This is a genomic window from Bradyrhizobium sp. UFLA05-112 (assembly GCF_053572325.1).
Genome location: NZ_JBANBK010000017.1, coordinates 22,691 through 38,885, shown reverse-complemented (window position 1 = coordinate 38,885; position 16,195 = coordinate 22,691). Strand labels below are relative to the sequence as shown.

15 protein-coding genes are annotated in these 16,195 nt (G+C 64.2%); 6 read left to right on the top strand and 9 right to left on the bottom strand.

The genetic code is table 11. From position 1 onward, the window contains the following. Window positions 1-60 precede the first annotated feature (60 nt). On the bottom strand, window positions 61-900 hold the full coding sequence (gene coxB / locus SO180_RS12635) for a cytochrome c oxidase subunit II (protein ID WP_449379148.1): 840 nt from the start codon (window positions 898-900) through the stop codon (window positions 61-63). Between the two features lie 453 nt (window positions 901-1,353). Between coxB and SO180_RS12630 the strand changes: the two genes are divergently transcribed. Beyond that, window positions 1,354-1,890 (top strand): invasion associated locus B family protein, encoded by a 537-nt coding sequence (locus tag SO180_RS12630; RefSeq protein ID WP_449379147.1) that lies wholly within the window; start codon window positions 1,354-1,356, stop codon window positions 1,888-1,890. A 252-nt stretch (window positions 1,891-2,142) separates the two neighbouring features. On the opposite strand, the gene SO180_RS12625 is transcribed toward SO180_RS12630, so the two are convergent. Next, a complete protein-coding gene (locus tag SO180_RS12625) occupies window positions 2,143-2,538 on the bottom strand; it encodes a hypothetical protein (protein WP_449379146.1) in 396 nt (131 codons plus the stop codon). Window positions 2,539-2,626: 88 nt separating this feature from the next. Here SO180_RS12625 and tldD point away from each other — a divergent pair, with 88 nt between their 5' ends. The 3 genes from tldD to SO180_RS12610 all read left to right on the top strand — a co-directional run bounded on the left by tldD (window position 2,627) and on the right by SO180_RS12610 (window position 5,555). Further along, the gene (gene tldD, locus SO180_RS12620; RefSeq protein WP_449379145.1) at window positions 2,627-4,054 is read left to right on the top strand and encodes a metalloprotease TldD; all 1,428 of its coding nucleotides are present in this window, start codon (window positions 2,627-2,629) and stop codon (window positions 4,052-4,054) included. Continuing rightward, window positions 4,051-4,863, top strand: a complete 813-nt coding sequence (gene lepB, locus SO180_RS12615; protein WP_449379144.1) for a signal peptidase I — start codon at window positions 4,051-4,053, stop codon at window positions 4,861-4,863. The genes tldD and lepB overlap by 4 nt, the downstream gene beginning before the upstream one ends. Before the next feature lie 125 nt (window positions 4,864-4,988). After that, window positions 4,989-5,555, top strand: a complete 567-nt coding sequence (locus SO180_RS12610; protein WP_449379143.1) for a nucleotidyltransferase family protein — start codon at window positions 4,989-4,991, stop codon at window positions 5,553-5,555. Window positions 5,556-5,675: 120 nt separating this feature from the next. Here the strand turns inward: SO180_RS12610 and SO180_RS12605 are convergent, their stop codons facing one another. The 3 genes from SO180_RS12605 to SO180_RS12595 all read right to left on the bottom strand — a co-directional run bounded on the left by SO180_RS12605 (window position 5,676) and on the right by SO180_RS12595 (window position 8,346). Next, the gene (locus SO180_RS12605) at window positions 5,676-6,278 is read right to left on the bottom strand and encodes a PAN domain-containing protein (RefSeq protein ID WP_449379142.1); all 603 of its coding nucleotides are present in this window, start codon (window positions 6,276-6,278) and stop codon (window positions 5,676-5,678) included. 109 nt (window positions 6,279-6,387) lie between these two features. After that, complete coding sequence (locus SO180_RS12600) at window positions 6,388-7,758, bottom strand: glutamate--cysteine ligase (protein WP_449379141.1); 1,371 nt, start codon at window positions 7,756-7,758, stop codon at window positions 6,388-6,390. A 99-nt stretch (window positions 7,759-7,857) separates the two neighbouring features. Next, window positions 7,858-8,346 (bottom strand): MarR family winged helix-turn-helix transcriptional regulator, encoded by a 489-nt coding sequence (locus SO180_RS12595; protein ID WP_254102677.1) that lies wholly within the window; start codon window positions 8,344-8,346, stop codon window positions 7,858-7,860. Window positions 8,347-8,471: 125 nt separating this feature from the next. Between SO180_RS12595 and gstA the strand changes: the two genes are divergently transcribed. Further along, on the top strand, window positions 8,472-9,086 hold the full coding sequence (gene gstA / locus SO180_RS12590) for a glutathione transferase GstA (protein WP_449379140.1): 615 nt from the start codon (window positions 8,472-8,474) through the stop codon (window positions 9,084-9,086). A gap of 65 nt (window positions 9,087-9,151) precedes the next feature. Here the strand turns inward: gstA and SO180_RS12585 are convergent, their stop codons facing one another. From SO180_RS12585 to SO180_RS12570, 4 genes are all read right to left on the bottom strand, one after another. Next, the gene (locus SO180_RS12585) at window positions 9,152-11,365 is read right to left on the bottom strand and encodes an FAD-dependent oxidoreductase (RefSeq protein ID WP_449379139.1); all 2,214 of its coding nucleotides are present in this window, start codon (window positions 11,363-11,365) and stop codon (window positions 9,152-9,154) included. Window positions 11,366-11,519: 154 nt separating this feature from the next. After that, complete coding sequence (locus SO180_RS12580; protein ID WP_449379138.1) at window positions 11,520-12,728, bottom strand: acetyl-CoA C-acetyltransferase; 1,209 nt, start codon at window positions 12,726-12,728, stop codon at window positions 11,520-11,522. A gap of 56 nt (window positions 12,729-12,784) precedes the next feature. Next, window positions 12,785-14,575 carry an acyl-CoA dehydrogenase C-terminal domain-containing protein gene (locus SO180_RS12575; RefSeq protein ID WP_449379137.1) on the bottom strand — a complete coding sequence of 597 codons (1,791 nt, stop codon included), beginning with the start codon at window positions 14,573-14,575 and terminating at the stop codon, window positions 12,785-12,787. Window positions 14,576-14,677: 102 nt separating this feature from the next. Next, the gene (locus SO180_RS12570; RefSeq protein ID WP_449379136.1) at window positions 14,678-15,061 is read right to left on the bottom strand and encodes a nuclear transport factor 2 family protein; all 384 of its coding nucleotides are present in this window, start codon (window positions 15,059-15,061) and stop codon (window positions 14,678-14,680) included. A gap of 183 nt (window positions 15,062-15,244) precedes the next feature. On the opposite strand from SO180_RS12570, the gene SO180_RS12565 reads away from it, so the two are divergent. Then, window positions 15,245-15,832, top strand: coding sequence for a PadR family transcriptional regulator (locus SO180_RS12565; protein ID WP_449379135.1), 588 nt, complete (start codon window positions 15,245-15,247; stop codon window positions 15,830-15,832). The last annotated feature ends 363 nt before the right edge of the window (window positions 15,833-16,195 follow it).

The following is a 16,195-nucleotide window of genomic DNA, read 5'->3' as shown; positions in this document are numbered from 1 at the left end:
CTGCCTTGCGTCCCGTTCGGACCCCGAGAGGTCCCGCCCTTTCGTCCCCTGAACCGGCGCTTACTGCGCCGGGCCGGCCGCGGAGGCGTAAGTGCTCGTGCCACCGCTCGCATATTTCTTCTTCGCCGTTTCAACCCAGGAGGCGAATTCCTGATCGCTGACCACGCGAATAGCGATCGGCATGAAGGCATGGTCCTTGCCGCAGAGCTCCGAGCACTGGCCATAATACATGCCGGTCTTGGTCGCCTTGAACCAGGTCTCGTTCAGGCGGCCCGGAATCGCGTCGATCTTGACGCCGAAGGCCGGCAACGCGAACGCGTGGATGACGTCGGCGCCGGTGGTCTGGACGCGAACCACCTTGTTCACCGGCACCACCATCTCGTTGTCGACGCCGAGCAGGCGGGGCTGCTTGTCCTGCGCCATCAGCGAGTCGAACTCGAACTTGCCGTTGTCGGGGTAGGCGTAGGACCAGTACCACTGCTTGCCGGTGGCCTTGATGGTCAGATCCGCCTTCGGCACGTCGAGCTCGAGGAACAGGAGGCGGAACGACGGCACCGCAATGCCGACCAGGATCAGCACCGGCACCAGCGTCCAGAGCACTTCGATCAGCGTGTTGTGGGTGGTCCGCGATGGCACCGGATTGGCCCTCGCGTTGAATTTCACGACCACGATCACCAGAAGCGCGAGCACGAACAGCGTGATCACGGTGATGAGCACGAACAGGAAATTGTGGAACCAGACGATGTTGTCCATCACCGGGGAAGCGGATTGCTGAAGCGTCCACTCCCACGGCGCCGGCTGTCCAAGCTCGGCAAATGCCGCGCCGCCAGTGGCCAGCGTCAGGCCAGCTACGACCAATCCCAGCAAGTGCCGGCCCATCCGGCCCATCGACATCCTCATGCCGCTCGCGCTCCCCTTACGAAATCACCCCAATGCACTCCCCTATTTTTGGGGAACGCTTATTCGATCCGCCCGTCCGACAAACCGCCGCGCAAGAATACCTCTAAGAGGAATTGGGGCCAGATCGCTAGAACGCCGAAATCAAGCCTCTCAAACCATAATTCTTGATGTATCGCAATGCAGTCTTGAGCCCGGTCTGCCAGCCATCACACGCAAGATATTTCAGACAAAATCACTGTTCCCGGGAGTGTCGCGGCTTGACAGCAGGATTGCCCGCTGTAGGCACTGAGCGGTCGCCCCCGCAGGAGCCTGATTCGCGCGGGAAAAGGCGACCCGCGCGGCGCGGGATTTGCTTGTTGGTTGCTTGGGATCCGCCTTTAAGCCGCCGTCATTTCCGTACCTGAGTGGAAGCGAAGCCGCCCAAACAGGTTGCGAACAGAGGGATCGACCCCGATGGGGCTTTCGACACGCATGGGCAAACCCGTTCCGTACCGCCATTTTGGCGCGCTGGCTTGTCTCCTGGTGGCCGCCATCCTCCTCCTGCCGGGCCTCGCGCATGCGCAAGGCGCGGTGCGCTCGGTCCATGGTGACTGGCAGATCCGCTGCGACACCCCGCCGGGAGCCCAGGCCGAGCAATGCGCCCTGATCCAGAGCGTCGTCGCCGAAGACCGCTCCAATGCCGGGCTGACCGTGATCGTGCTCAAGACGGCCGACCAGAAGAGCCGGCTGATGCGGGTGGTCGCACCGCTCGGCGTGCTGCTGCCCTCCGGCCTCGGCCTCAAGCTCGACAACCAGGACGTCGGCCGCGCCGGCTTCGTCCGCTGCCTGCCCAATGGTTGCGTCGCCGAGGTCGTCATGGACGACAAGCTGCTCGGCCAGCTTCGCTCAGCCAAGACCGCGACCTTCATCATCTTCGAAACCCCCGAGGAAGGCATCGGCTTCCCGCTCAGCTTGAACGGGCTCGGCGAGGGGTATGACAAGTTGCCGTAGCGACGCGAGGCCCCCCAGGCACTTGTCGCCTTCACACTCCCGGCTTCCGTCATGGCCGGGCTCGTCCCCGCCATCCACGCATCACGACGATCGCGAACGGACGTGGATGCCCGGGACAAGCCCGGGCATGACGACTGAGCGCGTGGCGCCCCACCTGCCCCCATCTTCATTGCGAGCGTAGCGAAGCAATCCAGAGTCTTTCCGCGGGTTACTGCCAGGAATGACGAGTATTGGCTGCCACCTGCCAGCAATTCACGCCCTATCGACGCGATAAAGCTCCGTCTCGCACCAGGTGCAGCGATAGATGCGGCCGGCACTGGCAACGGTCATCCCGGCGGCCTTCTGCCGGCATTTGGCGCAGACGACACCGCCCGTTGTTGCTGAGCCTGGATGGGCCGCAACGTACTGTTCGCGCGTGGGATAGGATTTCCAGCCGCGGCGATAGATGAGCTGGTTGACGAACAGGACCAGAGCCAGCACCGCGAAGCCGATGATCAGACCATGATACTGGTCCCAGAACGCAAGCAGGGAAATCCACATGCTTTGGCCGCCGCCTTCCATAAGGGTGCGCCGGTATAGGCTGAAAATCTTGAAAACCGGCTTAAGACGAGGGCAACCGAAGGAATGACCGGGCGCGATTCCGACCATGTCGTTTCGGTAATGTGACGGCCGGCCCCCTCGCCGAACGCTTTTGAAACCATTATCTTGCCCCACATCTCCCGATAATGGATCGCTGATGACCAACCCTGCCACAACCTCCCTGCTCGACCGCGCCAATCTCGACCGCGACCAGGTTCGCCACGAAGTCGCGCGCGGGCTTTCGGGCGCCGACGACGGCGAATTGTTCCTGGAATACAGCCAGACCGAAGCGCTGATGTTCGACAATGGGCGGCTGAAGCAGGCGACCTATGACACCTCGCAGGGTTTTGGCCTGCGCGCCGTGAAAGACGATGCGGTCGGTTACGCGCATTCCTCCGACGTGTCGCTGCCGGCACTGATCCGCGCAGCCGATGCGGTCGCAGCGGTCCGCGGCGGCTATTCGGGAAGCTTCGCCGCGCCGCCGCCGCACACCAATGTGCGGCTCTATGCCGACGACAATCCGCTGGAGGCGCCGGGTTTTGAGGCCAAGGTCAAGCTGCTCGCGGAGATCGACGCGTATTTGCGCGACAAGGATCCGCGCGTGCGGCAGGTCAGCGTGAGTCTGGGGGCGACCTGGCAGGTGGTTGAAATCCTCCGCCCCGATGGTGAGAGCTATCGCGATATCCGCCCGTTGGTGCGCGTGAACATTTCCGTTGTCGCCGGGCAGGGCGATCGTCAGGAAAGCGGCAGTAAGGGCTATGGCGGCCGCGCCGGCTATGCCGAATTCATCGAGACCAGGAACTGGCGCGACGCGGCTGACGGTGCGCTGCGCGAGGCGCTGGTGAATCTGGAATCCGTGCCGGCGCCCGCCGGCGAGATGGACGTGGTGCTTGGCGCTGGATGGCCCGGTGTGATGCTGCATGAGGCGGTCGGTCATGGCCTGGAGGGCGACTTCAATCGCAAGAAGACCTCGGCATTTGCCGGCTTGATGGGCCAGCAGGTGGCGGCCAAGGGCGTCACGGTGGTCGACGACGGCACCATTGCCTCGCGGCGCGGCTCGCTCTCGATCGACGACGAGGGCACACCGACCAACCGCACCGTGCTGATCGATGACGGCATCCTGGTCGGCTACATGCAGGACCGCCAGAACGCGCGTCTGATGAACATGAAGCCGACCGGCAACGGCCGCCGGCAGGGCTACGCCCATGTGCCGATGCCGCGCATGACCAACACCTACATGCTCGCGGGCGACCGCGAGCCGGGCGAAATCCTCGCCTCGGTGAAGAACGGCGTCTTCGCCGCGAATTTCGGCGGCGGCCAGGTCGACATCACCTCGGGCAAATACGTCTTCCAGTGCACCGAGGCCTACAAGATCGAGAACGGCAAGCTGGGCGCGCCCTTGAAGGGCGCCATGCTGATCGGCAACGGGCCGACCGACCTGCATCGCATCCGCGCAATCGGCAACGATCTCGCGCTCGATACCGGCATCGGCACCTGCGGCAAGAACGGCCAGGGCGTGCCGGTCGGCGTCGGCCAGCCGACGCTTCTGATGGAACGGATTACGGTGGGTGGTACGGGCGCATGAGCGTTGAGAAAATGACTGCAGCAACCAAGCCCAAGAGCGGCGACAGGCGCAGCGGCAAGAACAGCGGCAAGAGCAGCACCTGGCGCGGACAGCTCGTGCAGCTTGCCGGCATCGTCGCCGCCGTGTTCATCGCCAAGGGTGCGCTGGCCGAGCCGTTCTACGTGCCATCGGGCTCGATGGAGCCGACCTTGCTGATCGGCGATGCGCTGCTCGCCTCGAAATTCCCCTATGGCTACGGCACCTCGTCGCTGCCGATCCAGATCAACCTGCCGGAAACCGGCCGCGTCTTCGCCGAGACGCCGAAGCTTGGCGACGTCGTCGTGTTCCGCTGGCCCGGCGATCGCTCGCAGGCCTGGGTGAAGCGCGTGGTCGGTCTGCCTGGCGACCGCATCCAGATGCGGCAGGGCCAGCTCTTCATCAACGACCGTCCCGCCGAGCTGAAGCCGGACGGCGTCGGCCAGGCCGAGGACGACAGCGGTGGCAACGAGCCCGCCTATCGCTATGTCGAGACGCTGCCGAACGGCGTGTCGCATCTCATCTTCAAGATGCGCGACAACGGCCCGCTCGACAACACGCCGGAAGTGACGGTGCCGGCCGGGCATCTGTTCGTGCTCGGCGACAACAGGGACAACTCCGCCGACAGCCGCGTGCCGCTGCGCTCCGGCGGCGTCGGGCTGTTGCCGATCGACAATCTCGTCGGCCGCGCCGATGCCGTGCTCGGCTCCTGGGATCTCGGCATGCGCAGCCAGCCGGTTTGGACCTGGCTGTCGGGTTTCCGGATGGCCCGGTTCTTCACCGCGGTGAAGTGAGGCACGGAGATCGTAGATCGTAGGGTGGGCAAAGCGAACGCGTGCCCGCCACTTCTGTCGCCATCCTGGAGAGATGGTGGGCACGACGCGCGAAGAGCGCGCCTTTGCCTACCCTACGATTCCCAATGAGCCGCGACGAATTCCTCGCATTGACACTGCGCAATCCCGTCAACGTCGCTATCACCGACGCGCTCGCGCAGCTTGCGCTGCCGGATGCCTGGCTGGTGTCGGGATGCCTGGTGCAGACGGCGTGGAACGTGATCACCGGACGCGCGATCGGGCACGGCATCGCCGACTACGACGTGTTCTATTTCGACCCTGACACCTCGTGGGAGGCGGAAGACGCGGTGATCCGCAAGCTGGGGGCCAGCCTCGTGCATCTCGGCGCGAAGATCGAAGCGCGCAACCAGGCACGCGTGCATCTGTGGTATCCCGGCAAGCACGGTCTGCCCTATCCGCCGCTGACCTGTTCGACCGACGGCATCGACCGCTTCCTGACGCAAAACACCCAGATCGGCATCCGGCGCGCGGGCGATGGCTACGACGTCTATGCGCCGCATGGGTTCGGCGATGTCGCGGGATTGATCGCGCGACCCAATCCGGGGCCGAATTTTTCGGCGGTGAGTTACGCGGTAAAGGCCGCGCGATGGAAATCGTCGTGGCCGGAGATCACGGTGATTGCGGCGGAGTAGTGTCCCGGACGCGGCGCGGCACGCAGTGACGCGACGCAGAGCCGGGACCCAGCGACATGGGCCCCGGTTCAGCAGCGCACCACTTGCGTGCTGCGCTGCGCCCGGGGCACGAGAGAATCCCTACCTCACCACGCCCGACGTAAACCCCGCCTTCCGGCGCGGCGGCTTGATTTCCTTCTTCAGGAAGCATTTCGCTTCGCGTCCGGCGTAGCCGGGGCGAGCGAAGGTGAAGGCGCGGCATTTGTTGTCGGCGGTGCATGCGGCCTTGCAGGCCTCCTCGCCTTCGTCGGCCTTCAGTTCGAAATTGCGCAGGTCGCCGCCGGGGCGGTCGATCGAGGTCTCGACGCCCTCAACGCGCGGCTCGATCACGCCCGCGCCCCGAACGCCGGAGATGCAGCAATTCGCCGGAATGCGCGGCGGCACGGTGTTCTTCAGCCAGCACACCGCAGGCGCGCCCTCGACGTCGGGATAGCTGAAGCTCCAGGACCGGCAGCGCCGGTCGCGCTCGCACAGCAGCGCGCAGTCCTCGGGATCGCCTGACGCCACGGGCGTGTTGAAATAGTCCCCGCCGGGCCGGTCGAATGCCGTCTGGGCGCTGGCGGGCACGATGGCAAGCAGGACCGCCAGCAGCATGACCCACGCCATACCCTGTACCACGATCGTCGTCATGGCTCTTGCCATGACCTTTGCCATCAAGGCCCCAGCCAGGTGGCCCTTCCCCATCAGAACAGCTTTCGAGTTATTGAACGCGCTTAGGTTTTTTCAGCCGGCCATTTGATCGCCGCAAACCTGTATGGGCGATGAACGGCGGCGCGCCGCTCTTCCGGCTGAGTTAGAACGCGTAGTCCTCGTAGGCCGGTTCCACGGATTCCTTCCAAGGGCCGTGAAATTTTTCAAGCATCTCCTCGGCCGGCGTCCGTCCGCAATCGATGATGCGGTCCAGCGGCTCCAGATGGCGGGTCTCATCGCGGCCGATCTGGTCGATCCGGCCGCGGCGCCGCAGGCCTGCATGGGCCAGCACCAGGCATTCCTTGGCGATCTCGAAGAGATAGCGGTCCTTGATCCGGGCCTTGAAGCCAAAGCGCGGCACATCGTCGCGCAGCGCCTGGCGCTCATGCGCGCTCCAGTGCTTCACCAGATCCCAGGCAGCATCGAGCGAGGCGTTGTCGTAGAGCAGCCCGACCCAGAACGCCGACAGCGCCGGCAGCCGGCCCCAGGGACCACCGTCGGAGCCGCGCATCTCGAGGTAGCGCTTCAGCCGCACTTCCGGGAAGATGGTCGAGAGGTGATTGGCCCAGTCCGACAGTGTCGGACGCTCGCCGGGCAGGTTGTTGTTGCGGCCGTCGAAGAAGGCGCGGAAGGAAGAGCCCGACACGTCGATGTAGTCATCGCCGCGCTTGACGAAATACATGGGCACGTCGAGCGCATAGTCGATATAGCGCTCAAAGCCCATGCCGTCCTCGAAGGCGAAAGGAAGCATGCCGGAGCGTGCATTGTCGGTGTCGCGCCAGATCTCGGAGCGGAACGACAGGAAGCCATTGGGCTTGCCTTCGGTGAACGGCGAATTGGCAAACAAGGCGGTTGCGACCGGCTGAAGCGCGAGCGACACGCGCAGCTTCTTGACCATGTCGGCTTCAGAGGAGAAGTCGAGATTGGTCTGCACCGTGCAGGTGCGGTACATCATGTCGAGGCCGTATTTGCCGACCTTCGGCATGTAGTTGGTCATGATCTTGTAGCGGCCCTTCGGCATCACCGGAATGTCGGCGCGCGACCAGGACGGCGTCATGCCAAGGCCGAGAAATCCGATGCCGAGCGGGGTCGCGATCTCACGCACCTGCGCCAGATGCGCCATCAGCTCGCTCTGCGTCTGATGCACGGTCTCGACCGGCGCGCCGGACAATTCGAACTGCCCGCCCGGTTCGAGCGAGATCGCGCCGCCGCCGGTAACGTCGTAGAGGCCGATGATGTTGCCCTTCTCCATGATCGGCTCCCAGCCGAGCAGGAGCTTCATGCCTTCGAGCAGCGCGCCGATGCCCCGCGCGCCCTCGTAAGGCACCGGGCAGCGGCCTTCGAGCGTAAACGGCGTCTTCTCATGCTCGGTGCCGATGCGGAAGTCGTCCACCGGCTTGCAGCCGGCCTCGAACCACGCGACGAGCTCGTCGCGTGATTGCAGCGGCGTCATATCGATCTGGTCTCGCGCCATATCAAACTCTAATCAAAAGCGCTTCGACCGAACGCGCGCGGGTGACAGGGATGGTCCGCGAACCCACCGGTTGCGCGGACATGTTAGTTTGCTGCGGGATCATCGCAACGGTGTGCTTTCGTTGGCGACCGGCAGCTTCATCTCGCCGCAGGAGCAACCGAGACGGTCGAGCAGACCGCTGAGCTTGACGGCGTCCGCATCGGACAGTTTTGAGCCCACATACTTCTCGATTGCGGCGGAATAGGCACCCCACATCCGCTTCTGCAGCTCGCGACCGGCTTCGGTGATCTCGACGAACTGGCCGCGCTTGTCGATCTTGCATTCGCGGCGCACAGCGAGGCCCTCGTCAACCAGGCGGTCGATCAGCCGCGAAGTCGAATATTGCGGGATCAGCATCTGACGCTCAAGCTCCACGGGCCGCAGCTCGCCCGATGGCGCGCGCGACAGCTCGAGAAGCGCATCATACCAGGCGAGCGGCGGGAAGCCGGCCTTCTTCAGGTCCTGCTCCACGCAGTCGAGCACGCGGCTCTGCACCCGCATCAGGCGGATCCAGGCGGACGTCGCCTCGGTTGATGGTTTGCGTTTCATGGTCCCGCTCAAGTGAGTAGCCCGTTCTTAGCGCACTTGATGCACCTGCATCAATCTTGACTATTCCATGCAAATGCATGTAGGCGTTCTTTCGCCCCAACCAACCATCAGGAGGAGAAAATTCCATGAAACTCTATTACTCGCCGGGAGCGTGCTCGTTGTCTCCCCACATCGCCCTCCTCGAAGCCGACCTGCCCTACGAACTCGTCAAGGTCGATATCCGCGCCAAGAAGCTCGAGAACGGTGAGGATTTTCTGAAGGTCAACCCGAAGGGCCAGGTACCGGCGCTCGGTCTCGATAGCGGTGAGATCGTGACCGAAGGCCCGGTCATTGTCCAGATGATCGCGGATCGGGCCTCGGCCAAGGGCCTGGTGCCTGCGCGCGACAGTTCCGAGCGCTACAAGCTGCTGGAGTGGCTGAACTTCCTCACCTCCGAGGTGCACAAGAGCTTTGGTCCGATGTTCTCGCCGGTGCTGGCCGACGACGCCAAGGCGTTCTTCAGGGATCGCGTGATGGGCAAGCTGAAATATATCGACGGCCAGCTCGCCGGTCGCGACTATTTGATGGGCAAGCAGTTCACCGTCGCGGATGCCTATCTCTTCACCATGCTGACCTGGGCCGAACGGCTGAAGTTCGACCTTTCGGCCCTCACGAACCTGCTCGCCTACAAGGCCCGCGTCGGCGCACGGCCGAAGGTGCAGGAAGCCTTGAAGCGGGAAGGGCTCGCGCAGGCGGCGTGAGTCGTCACGACCACGGACAAGCAGAAGGCCGGATCGATGATCCGGCCTTTCGTTACAGCGGAACCTTACGCCGCCGACTTCTTCGGGGCGAAGCGGCCGTAGAAGGTCTCGCCCTTCGCCGCCATCTCCTCGAGCAGTTTTGGCGGGGTGAAGCGGGAGCCGTATTTGGCTTCCAGTCTGTGACAGAGCTCGACGAACTTCTTCGTTCCCATGAAGTCGATATAGGACAGCGTGCCGCCGGTGAACGGCGCAAAGCCGAAGCCGAGGATCGAGCCGACATCCGCCTCGCGCGGATCGGTGATGACGTGATCCTCCACGGTGCGCGCGGCTTCCACCGCCTGCACCACGAGGAAGCGCTGCTTCAGCTCCTCGACGTCGAGCGTGTCGGGGTCGAGCTGTTTGGGCTGGAGCGCTGACAGCCCCGGCCACAGGCTCTTCTGGCCCTTGCCCTTCTCCGGATAGTCGTAGAAGCCCTTGCTGTTCTTGCGACCGAGCCGGCCCTGCTTCTCGACCATCTCCACCATCAGCTTCTTCTGATCGGGATTGATGGCGTTGGGGCCAAGATCGGCTTCCGTGGCCTTCATGATCTTCAGACCGAGGTCGAGTGCGACTTCATCGGACAGCGACAGCGGGCCGACCGGCATGCCGGCCATCTTGGCGCAATTCTCGATCATCGCCGGCGGGACGCCTTCGAGGAACATCTCGTTGCCCTCGGCGACGTAGCGGCCGACGCAGCGATTGGCGAAGAAGCCGCGGCTATCGTTGACGACGATCGGCGTCTTGCCGATCTGGCGGACGTAGTCGAGCGCGGTCGCGAGCGCGACATCGCCGGTGTTCTTGCCGAGGATGATCTCGACCAGCATCATCTTCTCGACCGGCGAGAAGAAGTGGATGCCGACGAACTTGCCCTGGTCCTTGAAGTTCTCCGCCAGCGAGGTGATCGGCAGCGTGGACGTGTTCGACGCGAAGATCACGTCGGGCTTGAGATACTCCTGCGCCTTGGCGAAAGTGTCCGCCTTGACCTTGCGGTCCTCGAACACGGCCTCGATGACGAGATCGACGTCCTTCAGTGCAGCATAGTCGGCAGTCGGCGTGATGCGCGCGAGCAGCGCTTCGGCGTCCGTGGGCTTGGCGCGGCCCTTCTTGATCTGCTCCTCGATCACCTTCTGCGCATGCGCCTTGCCCTTGTCGGCGCTCTCCTGGTCGCGGTCGATCAGGACGACGTCGAGACCGGCGCGGGCCGAGACGTAGCCGACGCTTGCGCCCATGAAGCCGGCGCCGATCACGGCGATCTTCTTCACCTTGGTCGGCGGAACGTCCTTCGGACGCCGCGCACCCTTGTTGAGCTCCTGCATCGACAGGAACAGGCTGCGGATCATCGCGGCCGCTTCCTTCGAGCGCAGCACCGAGGTGAAGTAGCGCGACTCGACGCGCAGGGCGGCGTCGATCGGCAACTGCAGGCCCTCATAGACGCAGCTCATGATCGCACGTGCGGCCGGGTAGTTGTCGTAGGTCTCGCGGCGGTAGATGGCGTTGCCGGCCGGAAACATCATCATGCCGTTCTTCGAGAACACCGGGCCGCCGGGCAGCTTGAAGCCCTTCTCGTCCCACGGCGCGACCGCCTTGCCGCCGCCCTTGATCCAGTCCTTTGCCGCCTTGATCAGATCGGCCGCGGGAACGATGGCGTGGATCAGGTTGAGCTGCTTGGCCTTGTCGAGCACGACGGGATCGCCCTTGAGCAGGATGGTCATCGCGTCCTGCGGCGGCACCAGGCGCGGCACGCGCTGCGTACCGCCAGCGCCGGGGAACAGGCCGACCTTGACCTCGGGCAGGCCGAGGCGCGTCTTGGGATTCTCCGCCGCCACGCGATAGTGGCAGCACAGGGTAATCTCGAAGCCGCCGCCGAGCGCCAGCCCGTTGATCGCGGCCGCCCACGGCTTGCCGGAGGTTTCGATCGAGCGCAGTACCTGCGAGAAGCGCCGGCTCTGGTCGAACAGCATCTGGTTCGCGGCCGTCTCGCCCTGCTCCTTGAAGACCTTTGCGTAGGCCTGGTTCATGCCCTCGAGCATCGAGAGGTCAGCGCCGGCGCAGAACGCCTCCTTGCTGGAGGTGATGACGACGCCCTTCACGGCGGCATCCGCGGTGGTTTCCTTGACGATCGCGTCGAGCTCGCTGGTCGAGGTCTCGTCGAGCACGTTCATCGAACGGCCCGGGATGTCCCAGGTGACGAGCGCGATGCCGTCGGCGTCGGTCTCAACCTTGAAGTTCTTGTAAGCCATGTGGTGCTCCTCGGTGCCGCAGCCAGTCTTTCGGCGCGGCGGTTGACTCTGGATCTCGTAGGGTGGGCAAAGGCGCGCTTGCGCCGTGCCCACCATCTTTCGCGGAGACAGCAGTGGTGGACACGCTTCGCTTTGCCCACCCTACGACCGTCCGTTACACCCGTTCGATGATGGTCGCGGTGCCCATGCCGCCGCCGATGCACAGGGTCACCAGTGCGGTGGACTTGTTGGTGCGCTCGAGCTCGTCGAGCACGGTGCCCAGGATCATCGCGCCGGTGGCGCCAAGGGGATGGCCGAGCGCGATCGCGCCGCCATTGACGTTGATCTTGGCGTTGTCGATCTCGAAGGCCTGGATGTAGCGCAGCACGACGGAAGCAAAGGCCTCGTTGAGCTCGAACAGGTCGATGTCCGACTTCTTGATGCCCGAACGCGCAAACAGCTTTTCGGTGACGTCGACCGGACCGGTCAGCATCATCGCCGGCTCCGAACCGATATTGGCGAAGGCGCGGATCTTTGCGCGCGGCTTCATGCCGTATTTCGCACCCGCCTCCTTGCTGCCGAGCAGCACCGCGCCGGCGCCGTCGACGATTCCGGAAGAGTTGCCGGCGTGATGCACGTAATTGACGCGCTCGATCTCCGGATGCGACTGGACCGCGACCGCATCGAAGCCGCCCATCTGCGCCATCATGGTGAAGGACGGCTGAAGCTGCGCCAGCGACTGCATCGTCGTCGAGGGGCGCATATGCTCGTCCTTGGCGAGGATCGTGAGGCCGTTGATGTCCTTCACCGGCACCACCGACTTGTTGAAGCGGCCTTCGTCCCAGGCCTTGCCGGCACGCTGCTGGCTCTGCACGGCGTAGGCGTCGACGTCGTCGCGGGAGAAGCCGTACTTCGTGGCGATCAGGTCGGCGGAGACGCCCTGCGGCATGAAATAGGCGGGCACCGCCATCGAGGGGTCCATCGGCCATGCACCGCCGGAGGCGCCGATGCCGACGCGGCTCATGGATTCGGCGCCGCCGCCGATCACCAGCTCATGCTGGCCGCTCATGACCTGGGCGGCTGCGAAGTTCACGGCATCGAGGCCGGAGGCGCAGAAGCGGCTGATCTGCACGCCGGGGACGGCTTCGCCGAGGCCGGCTTTGAGTGCCGCGAAGCGCGCGATGTCGCTTCCCGCCTCGCCGACCGGATCGACCACGCCGAGCACGACGTCATCGACGGAGTCCACCGGCAGGTTGTTGCGCTCCTTCAGCGCCTGCAGCGGCACCGTGGCGAGCGCCAGCGCGGTGACCTCGTGCAGCGCGCCGTCCGGCTTGCCGCGGCCGCGCGGCGTGCGAACGTGGTCATAGATGAATGCCTCAGGCATGACGCCCTCCTGATGTGATGTCTAGATGCGATTGCGATCTGGCGACGGAAGCGGGCTTAAAATGCTTCCGCCGGCAGTTCCATGACGGTGGCGCAGCCGGCCTGGATGCGCGCGAGATTGGCGGCGGTCTCCGGCAGCATCCGCTCCATGAAGAAGCGGCCGGTGACGAGCTTGGTCGAGAGATAGGGCGTGGCACCACTCTCGGCAATCTTGGCATGCGTGACTTTCGCCATCCGCGCCCACATGTAGCCGAGCGCGACGAAGCCGAAGAGATGCAGGTAATCGGTTGCGGCGGCACCGGCATTGTCCGGCTTCGCCATCGCGTTCTGCATCAGCCAGGTGGTGGCCTGCTGGAGATGGCCGAGCGCGGTCGAAAGCGGGGCGACGAAAGGCTTCAACGCCTCGTCGCCGCCGTTCTCCTTGGCAAAGCCCATCACCTCGCCGAAGAACGCCATGATGGCGCGGCCGCCGTCGCGCGGCAGCTTGCGGCCGACGAGGTCGAGCGCCTGGATGCCGTTGGCGCCTTCATAGATCATGGCGATGCGCGCATCGCGCACGAACTGCTCCATGCCCTGCTCGGCGATGTAGCCGTGGCCGCCATACATCTGCTGCGCCTGCACCGCGTTGGCAAAGCCGTAGTCGGTGAGGAAGCCTTTCAGGACCGGCGTCATCAGACCCATGTGATCGTCGGCGGCCTGGCGGTCCTTGGGATCCTCGGAGCGGTGGGCGACGTCGCTCTTCAGCGCAGTCCACACCACGAAGGCGCGCGCAGCCTCGTTGAAGGCGCGGATCGACAGCAGCGTACGGCGCACGTCGGGGTGCACGATGATCGGATCGGCCGCCTTGTCCGGCGCCTTCGCACCGGTGAGCGCGCGGCCCTGGATGCGCTCGCGGGCATAGGCGACCGCGTTCTGATAGGCGACCTCGGACAGCGCGAGACCCTGCACCGCGACGCCGAGGCGAGCCTCGTTCATCATCACGAACATGCCCTGCATGCCCTTGTTCTCTTCGCCGATCAGCCAGCCGGTGGCGTTGTCGTAGTTCATCACGCAGGTGGAATTGCCGTGGATGCCCATCTTGTGCTCGATCGAGCCGCAGACCACGCCGTTGCGCGCGCCGACGGAGCCGTCGGCGTTGACCAGGAATTTCGGCACCACGAACAGCGACACGCCCTTGATGCCGGCAGGCGCGCCCTCGATGCGAGCGAGCACGAGGTGGATGATGTTGCCAGCGAGATCATGTTCGCCGGCCGATATGAAGATCTTCGTGCCCGTGATCTTGAAGCTGCCGTCGGCCTGGCGCACCGCCTTGGTACGGAGCATGCCGAGATCGGTGCCGCAATGCGGCTCAGTCAGGTTCATGGTGCCGGTCCATTCGCCCGCCACCATCTTGGGCACATAGGTCTCCTTCTGCTCGGGGGTGCCGTGCACGAGCAGCGCTGCGGTCGCGCCCATGGTCAGGCCGCCATACATCGCGAAAGCCATGTTGGCCGAGCACTGGAATTCGTTGACCGCCTGGCTCAGCGCCACCGGCAGGCCCTGCCCGCCATATTCGGTCGGCACGGAGAGGCCGAGCCAGCCGCCATCGGCGAGTTGCCTGAAGGCGTCCTTGAAACCCTTCGGCGTGGTGACGCTGCCGTCGTCACTGCGCTTGCAGCCTTCGAGATCACCCACGCGATTCAGCGGCTGGAGCACCTCTTCGGCGAGCTTGGCGGCTTCGCCCAGGATCGCCTCGCGCACGTCGCTCGACGCATCGGAGAAGCCCGGCAGATTGTCGTAGCGGTCGATCTGGAAGACGTCGTTGAAGAGGAAGTTCACGTCTTCGACAGGGGCTTTATAGATCGGCATGGCGTTCTCCCGGCATGCGGCCGTTAAGGGGTGGTATTTTTGATTCCCTGCGGCAGAGTGCTTGCCCGCGAGTCTAGCGGTTTCCGCAACCGCAGGGCAGTGTCATGATCGTGCAGCGAGTTGCTCCGCCATCAGGCGGTGCAGCATGTTGATGGCCTTGAGCGGACGCACCATCACCTTGAAATGCGTGATGCGGCCCTCGCTATCGAAGGTGATGATGTCGACGCCGTTGATCTCGATGCCGTCGATCACGTTCTTGAATTCGAGCACGGCGCCATTGGCGCTCTTCCACTCGCCGACATAGGTGAAGCCGGGACCGCCGAGCACCTTCTCGGCGCTCGACAGATATTTGAAGGTGATGTCGCGCCCGCGCTGCGGCGTGTGCACGACGGGACTTTCGAAGATGGCATCGGGATGAAGCAGGTCCCACAGCGCAGTGCCGTCGTGGGACCTCATGTAGCCGTACCAGGAATCGAGGCCGGTCATTCTCAGGGTGCCTCCCTTGATAAAAGGCGTTGGCAAAAAACTTGAAAACAACCCCATGCAAAGTAGCGAGAAGGCCGATGTCGGCTGGGCAAACCGGCTCTCGGCATATGCACATTGACGCATATGCGCCAATATGCATAAAGTCAAGTCAATTGCTCGGGACCTCTTAAAGGAGCCGGTGTCATGGCGCTGGGCGACGCAATCCTCGCATGCCTGACGGAACGTCCGATGACGGGCTACGAGCTCGCCAAGACGTTCGACTCCTCGATCGGCTTCTTCTGGAAGGCCGATCACCAGCAGATCTATCGCGAGCTCTCCAAGCTGCGCGACCGCGGCTACATCCAGGGCCGCGAGGTCGTACAATCCGGCAAGCCCAACAAGCTGGTTTATACGCTCACCGAAGAGGGACGAACAGCGCTGCGGCACTGGGCCGCGCGGCCGAGCACACCGCCCTCGATCAAGGACGATCTTCTGGTCCGCCTCCATGCGCTGGACAGCATCGAGATCGAGCCCCTGCGCACCGATCTGATGGCGCGCCTGGAGCACCACCGCGACCGCCACGCCAACTACGAGCGCATCCTGAAGAAGCGCTTCCCGGACGGAGAGGCGTCGGGTGTGCTCGACCTCGGCAATTTGCTGCTGCTCCGCCTCGGCGCGCGGCACGAGCAGATGGTGGCCGACTTCTGCGAGGAGGCGCTCGAGGCGCTGTCGACCATGAACGCGCGCGGGACCGTGGTGCCGATCGACGACGGCAAGCGCGAGAAGGGCTGAGTAAAAGCATAACGCGACGGCTAGACCGGTAGATGGGGTAACGGGCTCCCGAGAGGCAAGGCCGGCGCCACCCGCTCCGCCGTCATCGCCCGGCTCGACCGGGCGATCCAGTACTCCGAGACGATCATGATTGAATCGATAGGCCGCGGCGTACTGGATGCCCCGGTCGAGCCGGGGCATGACACCGTGAATGTGGCGACGGGGCGGTCCACAATGAAACCACCCAAGTTCTATCGGTATTCGCCCAGCTTGCCCCCCGCGCCCAACTTTAAGACAGCGACGACGGCTTCCTTAACCCGTTATTTACCGTAACAGAGAAAAGTCAGTTTTTGAGGCAGACGACCCGCGCCGAATGGAATTGTC

What these genes read in the sequence shown, in the direction of transcription:
- SO180_RS12625 (WP_449379146.1), bottom strand. Translation starts at nt 2,538, where the DNA reads ATGGTCGGAATCGCGCCCGGTCATTCCTTCGGTTGCCCTCGTCTTAAG.
- tldD (WP_449379145.1), top strand. Translation starts at nt 2,627, where the DNA reads ATGACCAACCCTGCCACAACCTCCCTGCTCGACCGCGCCAATCTCGAC.
- SO180_RS12575 (WP_449379137.1), bottom strand. Translation starts at nt 14,575, where the DNA reads ATGCCGATCTATAAAGCCCCTGTCGAAGACGTGAACTTCCTCTTCAAC.
- coxB (WP_449379148.1), bottom strand. Translation starts at nt 900, where the DNA reads ATGAGGATGTCGATGGGCCGGATGGGCCGGCACTTGCTGGGATTGGTC.
- SO180_RS12565 (WP_449379135.1), top strand. Translation starts at nt 15,245, where the DNA reads ATGGCGCTGGGCGACGCAATCCTCGCATGCCTGACGGAACGTCCGATG.
- SO180_RS12605 (WP_449379142.1), bottom strand. Translation starts at nt 6,278, where the DNA reads ATGGGGAAGGGCCACCTGGCTGGGGCCTTGATGGCAAAGGTCATGGCA.
- SO180_RS12585 (WP_449379139.1), bottom strand. Translation starts at nt 11,365, where the DNA reads ATGGCTTACAAGAACTTCAAGGTTGAGACCGACGCCGACGGCATCGCG.
- SO180_RS12595 (WP_254102677.1), bottom strand. Translation starts at nt 8,346, where the DNA reads ATGAAACGCAAACCATCAACCGAGGCGACGTCCGCCTGGATCCGCCTG.
- SO180_RS12570 (WP_449379136.1), bottom strand. Translation starts at nt 15,061, where the DNA reads ATGACCGGCCTCGATTCCTGGTACGGCTACATGAGGTCCCACGACGGC.
- SO180_RS12600 (WP_449379141.1), bottom strand. Translation starts at nt 7,758, where the DNA reads ATGGCGCGAGACCAGATCGATATGACGCCGCTGCAATCACGCGACGAG.
- gstA (WP_449379140.1), top strand. Translation starts at nt 8,472, where the DNA reads ATGAAACTCTATTACTCGCCGGGAGCGTGCTCGTTGTCTCCCCACATC.
- SO180_RS12630 (WP_449379147.1), top strand. Translation starts at nt 1,354, where the DNA reads ATGGGGCTTTCGACACGCATGGGCAAACCCGTTCCGTACCGCCATTTT.
- lepB (WP_449379144.1), top strand. Translation starts at nt 4,051, where the DNA reads ATGAGCGTTGAGAAAATGACTGCAGCAACCAAGCCCAAGAGCGGCGAC.
- SO180_RS12580 (WP_449379138.1), bottom strand. Translation starts at nt 12,728, where the DNA reads ATGCCTGAGGCATTCATCTATGACCACGTTCGCACGCCGCGCGGCCGC.
- SO180_RS12610 (WP_449379143.1), top strand. Translation starts at nt 4,989, where the DNA reads ATGAGCCGCGACGAATTCCTCGCATTGACACTGCGCAATCCCGTCAAC.